Source organism: Xylophilus rhododendri, assembly GCF_009906855.1.
Taxonomy (GTDB): Bacteria; Pseudomonadota; Gammaproteobacteria; order Burkholderiales; family Burkholderiaceae_C; genus Xylophilus; species Xylophilus rhododendri.
In genome coordinates this window covers 2,912,319-2,926,600 of sequence record NZ_CP047650.1, presented here as the reverse complement: position 1 = coordinate 2,926,600, position 14,282 = coordinate 2,912,319, and the positions used below count along the sequence as shown (strand labels likewise).

The window sequence follows — 14,282 nt, the reverse complement described above, 5'->3', positions numbered from 1 at the left end:
GGCTGCCGACAGGCCCCCCGAGGGCGGTCCTGTCGGCGGTGCCGACGCAGCTCAGGCCGGCCCGGCGGACTCCGCGCCCCGGAACGCCTCGGAGAACAGGGTGTGCGCGCTGGGCACCAGCGGCAGCAAGGCCTCGCCGCCGCCGATCCGGGACCGGAGCAGGACACGCGCCGCCGCGACCTGGCGTCGGAGATGCGTCCACACCGCCTCGGGCTGGATGCCTCTTTCCAGCATCAGGACCGAGGTCTGGGGAAGCGAGAGCCAGCGCCTGGCCTCGCGGAACCGCGCGTCCAGCGGCGCCTCCGCCCGGCGCAGCTCGGCCGGCATGGTGGTGGTGGTCGTGCGGGGCGCGGCGGTGGTGGTGCCGGGCCGGCTGAAGACTTGCGTGCTCCTGTTGCGCCCCTGGAGCATGCGCCCCAGGCCCAGCAGTTCGGCCAGCTCCTTCTTCAGCACCATGTCCATGGGTCCGCCGATGGCGCCGCCCTGCGACACGCCTGGCGGATTCGTCGGCAGCACACGGGCCGGCGTGGTCGCGGCCGCAACCGCATCCTGCCCGCCGCTGGCGCGCTGCAAGGCTTCCATCAACCGCATGGCGATGCCGAAAGGGCCGATGTCCTGATCCATTCCACGGGACAAACCTGGCATGGGTTCCTGCTCCTGAAGCGAAAAAGGAGCCAGTGTCTGCAAACGCCGCAGCCCCGCCATGCGTCCTGCGAAGCCGCCACGGCCGGCTGCGAAAACCGGCTGCCGGCTAGCGGTAGCTGCGCGCGTCCTCGATCACCTTGCCGTCGTTGGGCAGGCTGCCTGTCGCGCACAGCTCGACCTCGGCGCGCAACCGGGTGATGTCGCGCACCGCCTCGCCCAGGCGCTCGGCCAGTGGGGCCTGGCCGGGCGCATCGCATTCGGCACGCAGCAGCAGCCGGTCGTCGGCCATCTCGCCGGACACCACCAGGCGCAGCCGGCCCAGGCCGGGCACACGGCGCGCGATCTCCGCGACCTGGGCCGGATGCACGAACATGCCGCGCACCTTGGTGGTCTGGTCGGCGCGGCCCAGCCAGCCGCGGATGCGGGTGTTGCTGCGGCCGGTGGGGCAATGACCGGGAAGCACCGCCGACAGGTCGCCGGTGCCGAAACGCAGCAGCGGATAGACCGGGTTGAAGCTGCTCACCACCACCTCGCCCACCTCCCCCTCGGCCACAGGCTCGCCGGTGCCGGGGCGCACGATCTCCACGATCACGCCCTCGTCCAGCACCAGGCCCTCGCGGGCCTCGGTCTCGTAGGCGATCAGGCCCAGGTCGGCCGAGGCATAGCACTGGAAGGCCTGCACGCCGCGCTCCGCCACCCAGTCGCGCAGGGAGGGCGGAAAGGCCTCGCCGGAGACCAGCGCACGCCGCAGATGGGGCAGCGCGGTGCCGCGCTCGGCCGCCTTCTCCAGCAGGATGCGCAGGAAACTCGGCGTGCCCACATAGGCATCGGCGCGCAGTTCGGCCAGGGCCTGCAGCTGCTGCTCGGTCTGCCCCGTGCCGCCGGGAAAGACGGTGCAGCCCAGGGCATGGGCGCCGCTCTCCATCATGGCGCCGGCCGGCACGAAGTGGTAGCTGAAGCTGTTGTGCAGCAGCTGGCCGGGCCGGATGCCGGCGGCGAAGAAGGCGCGCGCCAGGCGCCAGTGGTCGGGCCGGGCGCCATCGGGTTCGTACAAGGTGCCGGGGCTGGCGAAGACACGCGGCATGCCGGCGCCCCAGCCTTGCGTGGCGAAGCCGCCGAAGGCATCGCTGCCCTGCTCGCGCGCGGCCTGTTGCAGCTGCAGCAGTTCGGACTTGCGGGTGACCGGCAGGCGGGCCAGCGCGGCGCGGTCGCGCACCGCTGCGGCCTCCACGCCGTCCAGGATGCGGGCCAGGGCCGGCGAGTGACGCTGCGCCAGCGCGACCTGGGCGGGCAGGGCGGCGAACAGGGCCGCCTCGCGGGCTTCGGGCGCGCGGGTCTCGAGCGTGTCGTAGAACTCGGCCACGGCGCTCATGCCAGCCACCTCTTGCGGCGGCGGTAGCTCTTCACGTCGCGGAAGCTCTTGCGCTGGGCATCGCCCATGCCGAGGTAGAACTCCTTCACGTCCTGGTTGCCGGCCAGCGACGCGGCCGTGCCGTCCATCACCACCCGGCCGTTCTCCAGGATGTAGCCGTAGTCGGCGAAACGCAGGGCCATGCCGGTGTTCTGCTCGGCCAGCAGGAAGGTCACGCCCTCCTTGTCGTTGAGGTCCTTCACGATGGAGAACACCTCCTCGACGATCTGCGGCGCCAGGCCCATAGACGGTTCGTCCAGCAGCACCAGGCGGGGGCTGGCCATCAGCGCGCGGCCGATGGCGCACATCTGCTGCTCGCCGCCGGAGGTGTAGGCGGCCTGGCTGGTGCGCCGGGTCTTCAGGCGCGGGAAATAGCGGTAGACCTTCTCCAGGTTGGCCGCCACCTCGCCGCGGTCGCTGCGGGTGTAGGCGCCGGCCAGCAGGTTCTCCTCGATGGAGAGGTGGGCGAAGCAGTGCCGCCCCTCCATCACCTGCACCACGCCGCGCTGCACCAGGGCCGAAGGGCTGAGCCTTTCGATGCGTTCGCCGCGCAGCCGGATCTGCCCCTTGCTCACCTCGCCGCGCTCGCCCGCCAGCAGGTTGCTGACGGCCCGCAGCGTGGTCGTCTTGCCCGCGCCGTTGCCGCCGAGCAGGGCGACGATGCCGCCTTCGGGCACCGTCAGCGAGACACCCTTGAGGACCAGGATCACATGGTTGTAGATGACCTCGATGCCGTTGACTTCGAGCAGCGGCGCGGTGGCTTCACTCATGTTCAGCAGGCCCGTGGCGTGACGTTCTTGTCCTTGGCGTACTTGGCCGCGAACTCCTTGACCAGCGGGTCGATATGCGTCTTGTCGGCCTGGTACCAGTCCGACTTGATCTGCCATTTGGCCCCATCCCACTGCACGATACGCGCCCAGTCGGTGCCCATGTGGTTGGCGCAGGAGGTCTTGACCGGCCGCATGATCTCGCCGAAGCCCAGGGCCTTGAGCTTGTCGGCGGTGAGGTCCAGGTTCTCGAAGCCCCAGCGCACCTGCTCGGAGCTGAGGGTCTTGCCCTTGCCGTACTTCTCCTGCGCGGCGCGGATGGCCTCGACCTGCAGCATGGCGATCATCATCCCGCGGGTATGCGCCAGCGATCCCACGCTGGAGGCATCGCCGGTGCCCTGGCCCTTGTCGTAGACGAACTTGCGCAGGTCGTCCTGCACCTTGTCCTTGGCCGCGCCGTTGTGCAGGGTGATGGTGTTGTAGCCGGTGGCGCCGGCGCCGATGTCCTTCACATCGTGTTCGGAGCCGGCCCACCAGATGCCGTAGATCTTGTCGCGGGGATAGCCGCTGGCCTGGGCCTCGCGGATGCCGGCGGGTGTCATCACGCCGGCCGACCAGAAGAGCACGTAGTCGGGCTTTTGCTGGCGGATCTGCAGCCAGGTGGATTTCTGCTCCACCCCGGGCGGCGTGACCGGGAACAGCGCGAGTTCGAAGCCATCGGCCGCCGCACGTTTCTGCAGCAGCGGGATCGGTTCCTTGCCGTAGGGACTGTCGTGGTAGACCAGCGCGATCTTCTTGCCCTTGAGGCTGCCTTTTTCCTTCTTGGCGATGTCCTGCAGCATCACGTCGGCGGCGGTCCAGTAGGTGCCCAGCAGCGGGAAGTTCCACTGGAAGACGGTGCCGTCGACCGACTGCGACAGGCCGTAGCCCGGCGTCTCGATGGCGACCTTGTCGGCATAGGCCTTGTCGGTGACGGCGAAGGTGATGCCGGTGGACTGCGGGTCGAAGCCGGAGGCGCCGGTGCCCTTGGCCTTCAGGCGTTCGTAGCACTCCACGCCCTTGGCGGCGTCGTAGGCGGTCTCGCATTCCTCGTAGGCCAGCTTCACGCCGTTGACGCCGCCGTCGCGGGCGTTGATGAGCTTCAAGTAGTCCTGCTTGCCGTCGGCCCAGGGAATGCCCAGCGGCGCGAACTGCCCGGTGCGGTAGACCAGCAGCGGCACGAACTGCTCGGCCGGCTGCGCCAGGGCCAGGGTGGATGCAGCCAGGGCGGTGGCCAGGGCGACGATCTTCAGCTTCTGCATGGTTTGTCTCCTTCTTTGTTGATGCTCAGTACGGGAATGGCCAGAGCCTGAGCTTCTGGCGTGCGGTGGACCACAGCCGCGCCAGGCCATGCGGCTCCACGATCAGGAAGAACACGATCAGCGCACCGAACACCATGTGTTCCAGCTGCGCCGCGGTGGCCGTGCTCAGCGACAGCCCCAGCCAGTGCGGCAGGTAGTTCAGCAGCAGCGGCAGCAGCACGATGAAGGCCGCGCCGAAGAAGCTGCCGGCAATCGACCCGAGGCCGCCGATGATCACCATGAAGAGCAGCTGGAAGGACTTGTCGATGCCGAAGGCCGCGGGCTCCCAGGAGCCCAGGTGCACGAAGCCCCACAGCGCCCCGGCCACGCCCACGATGAAGCTGCTGACCGCGAAGGCGGTGAGCTTGGCGTGCACCGGCCGGATGCCGATCACGCTGGCCGCCACGTCCATGTCGCGCATGGCCATCCACTCGCGGCCGATGGCGCCGCGCACCAGGTTCTTGGCCAGCAGCGCGAACACGGCGACCAGGCTCAGGCAGAGCAGGTATTTCTGCACCGGGGTGTCGAAGCGCCAGCCGAACATGTCCAGCGTGTTGACGCTGACCGAGCCCGAGGACGAGTCGTTCGTCACCCACTTCACCCGGTTGGTGAACCAGTCCACGAAGAACTGCGCGGCCAGCGTGGCGACGGCCAGGTAGAGCCCGCGGATGCGCAGGCTGGGGATGCCGAAGAGCACGCCGCAGACGGTGGCCGCCAGCCCGCCGCCGATCAGCGACAGCAGCAACGGCAAACCTTCGATCCGGGCGTTGAGGTTGTAGGCCGCATAGGCGCCCACCGCCATGAAGGCGCCGGTGCCCAGCGAGATCTGGCCGCAGTAGCCGACCAGGATGTTGAGCCCGATGGCGGCCAGGGCCAGGATCAGGAAGGGGATGAGCACCGCGCGGAACAGGTAGTCGCTGGCGAAGCCCGGCACGACGACGAAGGCGATGGCCAGCAAGCCCAGCATGGCCCAGCGGTCCTGGGCGATGGGGAAGAGGGCGACGTCGGCGCGGTAGTTCGTCTTGAACTGGCCGTTTTCCCGGTAGAACATGGTTTTAGACCCGGTCGATGATCTTGTCGCCGAACAAACCTTGCGGCCTAATCAGCAGGAAGGCGAGGGCGAGCACATAGGCGAACCAGTTCTCGATGCCGCCGCCCACGTAGGGGCCGAGGTAGATCTCGGAGAGCTTCTCGCCGACGCCGATGAGCAGGCCGCCGACGATGGCGCCGGGGACCGATGTCAGTCCTCCGAGGATGACCACGGGGAAGGCTTTGAGCGCCACCAGCGAGATGGAGAACTGCACGCCTAGCTTGCTGCCCCAGATGATCCCGGCGACGAGCGCGACGATGCCGCCGATGGACCAGACGACCACCCAGATGCGTGAGAGCGGAATGCCGATGGACTGGGCGGCCTGGTGGTCGTCTGCTACTGCCCTGAGGGCTCTTCCTGTCCTGGTCTTTTGGAAGAAGAGCGTGAGGGTTGCGACCAGCAATGCCGAGATCAGCGCTGCGTAGAGGTCTTCCTGGCTGAGCAGCAGGCCGCCTTCGAAGGTCTTCTCCATGACGATCATGGGGTCCTTGGGCATGCCTACGTCGATGCGGTAGACGGCGCTGCCGAAGAGGAGCTGGCCTGCGCCGTCTATGAAGTAGCTGATGCCCAGGGTTGCCATGAGCAGCGCTATGGGGGGCTGGTTGACCAGCTTTCTGAGGGCCAGTCGTTCCACCAGCCAGGCTACTGCGACCATGCTGGCCGTGGCTGCTCCGAAGGCCAGGATGTTGGCTATGGTCTTGTTTTCCAAGCCGAGCCATTGGGGGATCCATTCGGAGAATCTGGCCATGGCCAGGGCTGCGAAGAGGACCATGGCGCCTTGGGCGAAGTTGAAGACTCCGCTGGCCTTGTAGATCAGGACGAAGCCCAGGGCTACCAAGGCGTAGAGCATGCCTACCATGAGGCCGCCGAAGAGGGTTTCTAGGAGGAAGCCCATTTAGGTTTGGCCTTTGTGGTTTTGGTTTTGGTCCCTTTGCTGGGGGCTTTGCTCCTGCGGAGGGCGAAGCTGGGGCTGCGCGCCCCAGACCGCGCTCACTTTCTTTGCTTCGCCAAAGAAAGTAAGCAAAGAAAGGCGACCCAGCTGCGGGAGTCCCCCTCTTCGAGGGGGGCACGCTGCGGTGCTCGCAAAGGCGGGGTCCACGACAACTCGCTACGCTGCGCTTCGCTCAAACAGGTCGTGGCCCTGATCCGCCTTTGCTCCGCTCCTCGCTCTCCCGCAGATGGGACCCGGGGAGCGGGGACAGCCACTGCTTCGCAGGGCGACGGGCCGTCGCTGCGCTCGGCCTCCACTGAAATGCCGCGCACAAGTTGGGGCGGGTATTCATCAGCCAGCGGCCGAGCGCAGCGATGGCCCGTCGCGCTGCGAAGCAGCCGCTGTCCCCGCCCCGGGTCCCGTCTGCGGGTGAGTGAGGAGCGCAGCAAAAGCGGATCAGGGCCACGACCTGTTTGAGCGAAGCGAGTTGTCGTGGACCCCGCTTTTGCGAGCACCGCAGCGTGCCCCCTCCGAAGGAGGGGGACTCCCGCAGCCGGGTCGCCTTTCTTTGCTTACTTTCTTTGGCGAAGCAAAGAAAGTGAGCGCGGTCTGGGGCGCGCAGCCCCAGCTCCGCCCTCCGCCAAGGAGAAGAACCAAAGCAAGAAGAAGGGCTCATGAAGAAGCCCCCCCAAGATAAGCCCGCACAACCTCCTCGTTAGCACGAACCTCAGAAGGCAAGCCATCCCCAATCTTGCGCCCATAGTCGAGCACGACAACCCGATCGGAGATATCCATCACCACCCCCATGTCATGCTCGATCAGCACGATCGTGGTCCCGAATTCCTCGTTGAGGTCGAGGATGAACCGGCACATGTCCTGCTTCTCCTCGACATTCATCCCCGCCATCGGCTCATCGAGCAACAGCACCTGCGGCTCCATGGCAAGAGCACGCCCCAGATCGACCCGCTTCTGCAGCCCATAGGGAAGCTGCCCGACAGGCGTCTTGCGCCAGGCCTGGATCTCCAGAAAGTCGATGATCTTCTCGACCGCCTCCCGATGCTCCATCTCCTCCCGGGCCGCCGGCCCCACCCGCAAGGCCTGCCAGAGCAGATTGCGCCGCATCCGCAGATTGCGCCCGGTCATGATGTTGTCCAGCACACTCATGCCCTTGAACAGGGCCAGGTTCTGGAAGGTCCGCGCCACCCCCATCTGCGCCACCTGCCGGCTGTTCATATGCCGGAAGGTCTGCCCGCGGAAGGTGATCTGCCCCTGCTGCGGCTGGTACACCCCGTTGATGCAGTTGAGCATCGAACTCTTGCCCGCCCCGTTGGGCCCGATGATCGCCCGCACCTCGTGCTGCCGCACGTCGAAGCTGATGTCGGTCAGCGCCTTCACCCCGCCGAAGGACAGGGAGATGTTGCGCACATCCAGGATCACCTCGCCCACCGCCGGCTGGGCGGCAGCGTTGTCGTCGGCGGGCATGCCCAGCGGTTCGGCCATCATGTTCATGCCGCCCTCTGCGAGATCGGATCGAAGCCGCGGGCCTCGACGATGTTGAGCGTGGCGCTCACGCTGCCGCTGCGGCCGTCCTCGAACTTCACCTGGGTCTCGATGTACTGGCGGCGCACGCCGGAGTACAGCGCCTCCACCAGCACCCGGTACTTGTCGGCGATGAAGCCGCGGCGGACCTTGCGGGTGCGGGTGAGTTCGTCGTCGTCGGGGTCCAGCTCCTTGTGCAGCACGATGAAGCGCCGCACCTGCGTGGCCTCCATGCCGGCCTCGGCGGCCAGGTCGGCATTGACCTGCGACACGCACTGCGCCAGCAGCTCCAGCACCTCGGGCTTGCCGGCCAGGTCCACATAGCCGGCATAGGGCAGGCCCTGGCGCTCGGCCCAGTTGCCGACCGCGTCGAAGTCGATGTTGAGGAAGGCGCAGACCTCGGCGCGGCCATGGCCGAAGCAGACGGCCTCCTTGATCTGTGGAAAGAACTTGAGCTTGTTCTCGATGTAGTTGGGCGCGAACAGCGAGCCGTCGGTGAGGCGGCCCACGTCCTTGGCGCGGTCGATGATGCGCAGGTGGCCGTCGGCATCGAGCACGCCGGCGTCGCCGGTGTGGAAGAAGCCCTCGGCATCGATCACCTCGGCGGTCGCGTCGGGGCGCTTGTAGTACTCCTTGAGCACCGAGACACCCCGCACCAGCACCTCGCCGTTGTCGGCGATGCGGATCTCCATGCCGGGCGCGGCCTCGCCCACGCTGTGCAGCTTGACCCGGCCGTCCTGCTGCAGGCACACATAGGCGCAGGTCTCGGTCTGGCCGTAGAACTGCTTGAGGTTGACGCCGATGGAGCGGAAGAAGCGGAACAGGTCCGGGCCGATGGCCGCGCCCGCCGTGTAGGCCACCCGCACCCGAGACAAGCCCATCACGTTGCGCAGCGGGCCGTAGACCAGGGCATTGCCGAGGGCGTACAGCGCACGGTCGGCCAGGCCCACCGGCCGGCCGTCGAGGATGTCCGCGCCCACGCGCCGCGCCAGCGCCATGCAGCGGGCATACAGCCAGCGCTTGGGCGCGGCGGCGTCTTCCATGCGGATGGAGATCGAGGTGAGCATGGCCTCGAAGACCCGCGGCGGCGCGAAGTAGTAGCTGGGGCCGACCTCGCGCAGGTCGATCGCCGCGGTGGCCGGCGATTCGGGGCAGTTGATGGTGAAGCCTGCCGCCAGCCACTGCGCCAGCGAGAAGAGGTGGTCGCCGACCCAGGCCGGCGGCAGGTAGCAGATGACGTTGTCCCGGGGCCCCAGCTTGTCGGTGGCCATGCTGCCGAGCGCGGCGGCGATGAAGCTGCGGTGCGTCTGGCACACGCCCTTGGGTTTGCCGGTGGTGCCGGAGGTGTAGAGGATGACACTGACGTCTTCCGGCAGCACCACGGCCAGCGCCGCCTCGAAGCCGCCCGGATGCGCCTGCTGCCAGCGGCGGCCGGCCTCCATCAGGGCCTCCACGGACAGCAGCCCGGGCTGCGCGTAGTTGCGCAGGCCGCGCGGGTCGTCGTAGAAGATGTGCTGCAGTCCTTCGAGCGCGGGCACGGTGGCGCGCAGCTCCAGCAGCTTGTCGACCTGCTCCTGGTTCTCGGCGAAGGCGAAGCGCACCGAGGCGTCCTGCAGCACGAAGGCCATCTCGCTGGCCACCGAGTCCTGGTAGAGCGGCACCGGCACGCCACGTGCGGCCTGGGCGGCCAGAAAACAGAAGTAGAGATGCGGCCGGTTGTCGCCGACGATGGCCAGGTTGTCGCCGCGGGCGAAGCCCAGCGAGAGCAGGCCGCAGGCGATGGCGCGCACCTCGTCCTCGACCTCGCGCCAGGTCCAGGTCTGCCAGATGCCGTACTCTTTTTCACGCACGGCGATGGCCTCGGGCCGGGCCTGGGCATGCTGGGCCAGCAACTGGGGAAAGGTACTCGTCATGCGGTCCTCGGCTTGTCTCTTTGCCGGGCATGCTAGGCCTGGGTTTGACGTCCAGCTGTCGCCCTGGCGACATTCCTAGGGAATGTCCTATCAGGTGCAGTCCGGGGCGGGGGCGCGGCATCCGACGCCAGAATCCGCGCCACATGGCCTTGATCGATTCACCCCTGCACCAGCGCCGCCGCGCACCGCTGCAGGCCGAGCTGGCGGTGGTGCCCTGGCTGCAGAAGCTGCAGCCGGCCGAGCGCGAACGGGCGGTGGAGATGCTGCAGGTCAGCCAGGCCGAGCCCGGCGACTACATCTGCCGGCTGGGCCGGGCGCCCACCTACTGGTTCGGCGTGGTGGAGGGCCTGCTCAAGATGAGCACCGACAGCGACCGCGGCCAGACCGTCACCTATGCCGGCCTGGCGCCCGGCGGCTGGTTCGGCGAGGGTACGGTGTTGAAGCGCGAGCCCTACCGCTACAACATCCAGGCGCTGCGCCGCAGCGTGGTGGCGGGGCTGCCGATCGACAGCTTCCACTGGCTGCTCGACCATTCCATCGGCTTCAACCGCTTCGTGATGAGCCAGCTCAGCGAGCGGCTGTCGCAGTTCATCGTGGCGGTGGAGACCGACCGGCTGACCAATCCGGACGCCCGTGTGGCGCGCACCCTGGCGGCGCTGTTCAATCCGGTGCTCTATCCGGCCGTCGGCGACATGCTGCGCATCACGCAGCAGGAGCTGGCGTATCTGGTAGGGCTGTCGCGCCAGCGGGTGAACCAGGCGCTGTCGACGCTGCAGGCGCGCGGCCTGATCAGCATCGAGTACGGCGGACTGCGGGTGCTGGACCTGGCCGCGCTGCGCGAGGGGTAGCGGCTTTCGGGCCGCACCCGTTCAGGCGCTTTCTCGGGCGACTATTCGAAAGCCCATGTCGGCGATGCGGTGCTCGCCGGTGTCCGACTTGCCCGCCGACGCGCTGCCCAGACGGCGCAGCAGCATGCGGCCGGCCTCTGCGCCCAGTTCACGCGAGCGGATCTGCACGCTGGTGAGCGAAGGCACGATGGCGGCGGCCAGCGGCTGGTCCGAGAAACCGACCACGGCGATCTTGTCCGGCACCGCCCAGCCCTGGCGGTGGCATTCGAACAGCGCCGCCGCGGCCAGGGTGTCGTTGCTGCAGAAGATGCCGTCGATGCGCGCATCCAGGCTCAGCAGTTCGTGCAGGGCCAGGGCGCCGCTGTCGAAGCTCGACGGCGGCGGGCCGGACACCACCGAAATCGGCGTCATGCCGTGGCGCGCCAGGGTGGCGGTGAAGCCGTCCAGCCGCTTGCAGGCGCGCGGCTCCTGCACGCCGATGTAGGCGGGGAAGCGGCAGCCGCGCGCCAGCAGGTGCTCGGCCGCGGCCTCGCCCACGGCGTAGTTGGAAAAGCCCACGGCCATGTCCAGCGGCTCCAGGCCCAGGTCCCAGGTCTCGACCACCGGAATGCCGGCGGCGGCCAGACGATGGCGCACCGCATCGGAGCGTTCAGAGCCGGTGAGCACCATGGCGTCCACCCGGCGGCCGAGGAAGGTGTCCACCAGGCGTTCTTCGCCGCTCGCGTTGTAGCCGGACTGGCCCAGCAGCAGCTGGTAGCCGGCGTCTGCCAGCACCTCGGACAGGCCGTCTATGGTTTCCGCGAACCAGGCGTTCGACAGCGTGGGCACGATGCAGCCGACGATGCGCGAGCGGCTCGACGCCAGCGTGCCGGCGTTGAGGTTGGGCACATAGCCGAGCTTGGCGATCGCTTCCTGCACCGCGGCACGGGTGGCCGGCGCGACGCTGGCGGGATTGCTCAATACGCGCGACACAGTCACGCGCGCGACACCCGCGACACGGGCGACGTCCGACATGCGGACCGGACCGGACGAGTTGTCCGGAAATTCAGGTGCTTTCACGTGGCACCACCTCGAAACCGATATCCACCATGGAGTCCGCCTGCGTCTGGCCGCTCAGTCGCGCCAGGAGCAGTTGCCCCGCACGTTCGCCGATGGAGCTACCCCGTACCTTGACGGTGGACAAACGCGGAAACCCCGCGCGGGCAATCGGCAGATCGCCGAATCCCATCACCGCGATGCGGCCCGGGACATCCCATCCTCTTCTGTGGCATTCGAACAGCACGCCGGCAGCCAGCGTATCCGTATGACAGAGAACAGCGTCTATTTGCGGCCGGCGCGCCAGCAGCGCGGCCAGCCGGGCGCCGGCTTCCTCGATGGAGGCCGGCGGCAGAATGAGTTCGACCGGCACGTCGCAGGCGCCGCGCTCGCGGGCCACGGCGCGCAGGCCGGCCAGGCGCTGGCGCGAACGGTCCTCGTCCGAGCCGATGAAGGCGGGCGTGCGGTAGCCGCGTTCGAACAGGTGTTCGGCGGCGGCGCGGCCGGCGTCGTGGTTGGAAAACCCCACGCTCAGGTCGATCGGCGCGGCCGCCAGCTCCCAGGTCTCGACCACCGGGATGCCGCTGCGCTGCAGGCGGGTGCGCAGGCCGGCGGCATGCGTGCTGCCGGTCAGCACCATGGCATCGACCCGGCGGGCCAGGAAGCTGTCCACCAGGCGCGCCTCGTCGTCGTGGCGGTAGTTGGTCTGGGCCAGCAGCAGCTGGTAGCCGGCATCGCCGAGGGTGCGGGCCAGCGCCTCTATGGTTTCGGAGAAGGCCGGATGCGAGATCGAGGGCACCAGGCAGCCGACGATGCGGGTGCGCCGCGACGCCAGGCTGCCCGCCGTGGTGTTGGGCAGATAACCCAGCTGCGCCACCGCGGCGCGCACCGCGGCCAGGGTGCCGGCCGCCACCTGGTCGGGTGTGTTGATCGCCCGGGACACCGTCACCAGCGAGACGCCCGCCGTCGCCGCGACGTCCGACATGCGGGCGGCGCCGGACGAGGCGGCCGCCAGGCGGCGGCGGTTCGGTTGGGCTGTCAAAGTCACGGTGATGGGAGCGAAATGCAGCAGCAGGGGATGGAAAAAAAGTGCTTGAAAGTCGACGAAGGAAGCGCTTCCTCTCGTCTTTACGCGGCGAAGGCCCGGCTGGATTCAGCGAGCAGCGCGGCAGTATGCGGCCGCCGCAAGCCCCGGAGTGTAGGGGCTCGGCCACGCTTATGGTTATGAAAGCGATTCCGTCTATTCTATTTCTTGTTGTCGCGCCGCGCATATATTCCGGGGACGCCTATGCATTATTTTATAATCCGAATATGAAAGCGCTCTCATATTCAATGGCCGCGCGATCAAATGAAAATTAAATAAAGATGGCGCGGTTTGAAGGCTTTGGCAAGACCGTGCGCCGGCGGTTTTCGGCGGAAAACGCTAAGGTGGCGGCCCAAACGATCTCCCTCAAACAGCCATCCGATGAGCGACTCCCCTGCCTATCTCCCGCCCAAAGTCTGGACCTGGAACCAGGACAGCGGCGGCAAATTCGCCAGCATCAACCGCCCCGTCGCCGGCCCGACGCACCAGCGCGAACTGCCGGTGGGCCGGCATCCGCTGCAGCTTTACTCGCTGGCGACACCCAACGGCGTGAAGGTGGGCGTGATGCTGGAGGAGCTGCTGGCCCTGGGCCATGCGGGCGCCGAATACGACGCCTGGCCGATCCGCATCGGCGAGGGCGAGCAGTTCGGCAGCGGCTTCGTCGGCATCAACCCCAATTCGAAGATTCCGGCGCTGGTCGACCGCAGCGGCGCCGAGCCGGTGCGCATCTTCGAATCCGGCGCGATCCTGCAGTACCTGGCCGAGAAGTTCGGCGCCTTCCTGCCCGAAGGCGGCGCGGCGCGGGCGGAGTGCCTGTCCTGGCTGTTCTGGCAGATGGGCAGCGCGCCCTTCCTGGGCGGCGGTTTCGGGCATTTCTATGCCTATGCGCCGGAGAAGCTGGAGTACCCGATCAACCGCTACGCCATGGAATCCAAGCGGCAGCTCGACGTGCTGGACCGCCGGCTGGGCGAGTCGCCTTACGTCGCGGGCGAGCACTACACCATCGCCGACATGGCGATCTGGCCCTGGTACGGCGGCCTGGTGCTGGGCCAGCTCTACGGCGCGGCCGAGTTCCTCGATGCGCCGTCCTATCAGAACGTGCTGCGCTGGGCCACGCAGATCGCGGCCCGGCCGGCGGTGATCCGCGGACGCAAGGTCAACCGGCTGACCGGCCCCGCGGCCGACCAGGTGCCCGAGCGGCACTCGGCCCGCGATCTCGACTGATCGCGGGGCCTCGTCGTAGGAGCGGACACAAAAAAGGGCGCCTGATGCGCCCTTTGTTCTGCAAGCGGGGAAGACCCCGCTTCAGGCTGCAGCCGGCGCCTGAGGCGCGGTGGTGCCGCCTTTGCGACGGCGAGCAATGGCGGCCACCAGGCCCATGCCGGCCAGCAGCATGGCGTAGGTTTCCGGCTCGGGCACCGGTGCCATGGTGACGGGTGCGATCCTGGAGCCAGGGCCGGTCAGCGTGATCGTGGCGAACGTCGTGGACGGCAGCGTGCTGGTCAGCTTGTAGGTGTAGTTGGTGCCCGTGACCAGGCCCACATTGAATGTCGCGGTACCGATGACGCTGCTGCTGGCGCTGGCCAGCGCGGTGCCGCCGGTGCCGGTGCCCAGGAACAGCTGGCTGGTGTAGCCCAAGGCGGCAGCCCAGGTGGAAATGGAGTAGTTGCCCGAGGCCG

12 protein-coding genes and 1 pseudogene are annotated in these 14,282 nt (G+C 68.0%); 2 read left to right on the top strand and 11 right to left on the bottom strand.

Translation table 11 applies throughout. The annotated features are described in order from the left end of the window. Nucleotides 1–51: 51 nt before the first annotated feature. The 8 genes from GT347_RS13450 to GT347_RS13415 form a co-directional block, all read right to left on the bottom strand. Nucleotides 52–624, bottom strand: a complete 573-nt coding sequence (locus tag GT347_RS13450; protein WP_229722871.1) for a hypothetical protein — start codon at nucleotides 622–624, stop codon at nucleotides 52–54. A gap of 127 nt (nucleotides 625–751) precedes the next feature. Continuing rightward, nucleotides 752–2,008, bottom strand: coding sequence for a phenylacetate--CoA ligase family protein (locus GT347_RS13445; protein WP_160555344.1), 1,257 nt, complete (start codon nucleotides 2,006–2,008; stop codon nucleotides 752–754). A gap of 5 nt (nucleotides 2,009–2,013) precedes the next feature. After that, complete coding sequence (locus tag GT347_RS13440; RefSeq protein ID WP_160552522.1) at nucleotides 2,014–2,826, bottom strand: ABC transporter ATP-binding protein; 813 nt, start codon at nucleotides 2,824–2,826, stop codon at nucleotides 2,014–2,016. 2 nt (nucleotides 2,827–2,828) lie between these two features. Beyond that, a complete protein-coding gene (locus GT347_RS13435) occupies nucleotides 2,829–4,124 on the bottom strand; it encodes an ABC transporter substrate-binding protein (protein WP_160552520.1) in 1,296 nt (431 codons plus the stop codon). A 25-nt stretch (nucleotides 4,125–4,149) separates the two neighbouring features. Further along, nucleotides 4,150–5,214, bottom strand: a complete 1,065-nt coding sequence (locus tag GT347_RS13430; RefSeq protein ID WP_160552518.1) for a branched-chain amino acid ABC transporter permease — start codon at nucleotides 5,212–5,214, stop codon at nucleotides 4,150–4,152. 4 nt (nucleotides 5,215–5,218) lie between these two features. After that, the gene (locus tag GT347_RS13425; protein WP_160552516.1) at nucleotides 5,219–6,148 is read right to left on the bottom strand and encodes a branched-chain amino acid ABC transporter permease; all 930 of its coding nucleotides are present in this window, start codon (nucleotides 6,146–6,148) and stop codon (nucleotides 5,219–5,221) included. A 708-nt stretch (nucleotides 6,149–6,856) separates the two neighbouring features. Next, complete coding sequence (locus GT347_RS13420) at nucleotides 6,857–7,687, bottom strand: ABC transporter ATP-binding protein (RefSeq protein WP_407704163.1); 831 nt, start codon at nucleotides 7,685–7,687, stop codon at nucleotides 6,857–6,859. A 2-nt stretch (nucleotides 7,688–7,689) separates the two neighbouring features. Next, a complete protein-coding gene (locus GT347_RS13415) occupies nucleotides 7,690–9,636 on the bottom strand; it encodes an AMP-dependent synthetase/ligase (protein ID WP_160552514.1) in 1,947 nt (648 codons plus the stop codon). Nucleotides 9,637–9,779: 143 nt separating this feature from the next. On the opposite strand from GT347_RS13415, the gene GT347_RS13410 reads away from it, so the two are divergent. Continuing rightward, complete coding sequence (locus GT347_RS13410; RefSeq protein ID WP_160552512.1) at nucleotides 9,780–10,484, top strand: Crp/Fnr family transcriptional regulator; 705 nt, start codon at nucleotides 9,780–9,782, stop codon at nucleotides 10,482–10,484. A gap of 21 nt (nucleotides 10,485–10,505) precedes the next feature. Here GT347_RS13410 and GT347_RS13405 read toward each other — a convergent pair whose 3' ends face one another. Together GT347_RS13405 and GT347_RS13400 are read right to left on the bottom strand one after the other, a co-directional pair. After that, on the bottom strand, nucleotides 10,506–11,498 hold the full coding sequence (locus GT347_RS13405; RefSeq protein ID WP_160552510.1) for a LacI family DNA-binding transcriptional regulator: 993 nt from the start codon (nucleotides 11,496–11,498) through the stop codon (nucleotides 10,506–10,508). Nucleotides 11,499–11,529: 31 nt separating this feature from the next. After that, the gene (locus tag GT347_RS13400) at nucleotides 11,530–12,567 is read right to left on the bottom strand and encodes a LacI family DNA-binding transcriptional regulator (protein WP_229722870.1); all 1,038 of its coding nucleotides are present in this window, start codon (nucleotides 12,565–12,567) and stop codon (nucleotides 11,530–11,532) included. 417 nt (nucleotides 12,568–12,984) lie between these two features. Between GT347_RS13400 and yghU the strand changes: the two genes are divergently transcribed. Beyond that, nucleotides 12,985–13,827: a glutathione-dependent disulfide-bond oxidoreductase gene (gene yghU, locus GT347_RS13395; protein WP_160552508.1), complete on the top strand. Its 843-nt coding sequence runs from the start codon at nucleotides 12,985–12,987 to the stop codon at nucleotides 13,825–13,827. 81 nt (nucleotides 13,828–13,908) lie between these two features. Here the strand turns inward: yghU and GT347_RS28070 are convergent. Further along, nucleotides 13,909–14,025, bottom strand: a pseudogene (locus GT347_RS28070) (PEP-CTERM sorting domain-containing protein); the annotation flags it as partial. Between the last annotated feature and the right edge of the window lie 257 nt (nucleotides 14,026–14,282).